At 71.6% G+C, this 652-nt stretch carries 1 protein-coding gene; it reads right to left on the bottom strand.

Going from position 1 to position 652, the window contains the following annotated elements:
* Positions 1-652: asparagine synthase-related protein (locus KUM32_RS42975; RefSeq protein ID WP_254406833.1), on the bottom strand; the 652-nt coding region annotated here is incomplete at both ends.

The following is a 652-nucleotide window of genomic DNA, read 5'->3' as shown; positions in this document are numbered from 1 at the left end:
CTGCTTTACCGTCGGGTGGTGGAACCACGGGTAGCCGCCGAAGATCTCGTCCGCCGACTCACCCGAAAGGGCCACCGTCGAGTGCTCGCGCACCGCCTTGAACAACAGGTACAGCGAGTTGTCCGCCTCGCCGAAGCCGAACGGCAGATCGCGGGCGGTGACCGTGGCCCGCCGCACCTCGGGGTTGGCCAACTCCTGGTGGTCGAGCCGGATGTCGTGGTGCACGGTCCCGACGTGCTCGACCACCTCGCGGGCGAACGGGGCGTCCTGCGAGCCGCGCAGCTCGTCGGGGCGGAACGCCTCGGGCTGCTCGAAGTCGACGGTGAAGGTACGGGTCCGCTCACCCCGCTCGGCCAGGTGGCGCCCGGCCAGGGCGGTCAGGGCGCTGGAGTCGAGCCCGCCGGAGAGCAGGACGCACTGCGGCACGTCGGCCACCACCTGGTGCCGGACGCTGTCCTCAAGCAGCTCGCGCACGCGGCGTACGGTGGTCTCGGTGTCGTCGCGGTGCTCGGCGACCTCCAGTCGCCAGTACGCGCGCTCGCGCAGGCCCGAGCGGTCCAGCACGACCAGGTTGCCGGGTTTCACCTCGCGCATGCCCGCCCACACCGAGCGCCCCGGCTCCTTGACGAACGCGAACAGCTCGCGCATGCCG

It is taken from the genome of Streptomyces sp. AC627_RSS907 (assembly GCF_019049165.1).
Note: the sequence above shows the minus strand (reverse complement) of the source record. Positions and strands in the feature narration are given on the sequence as shown.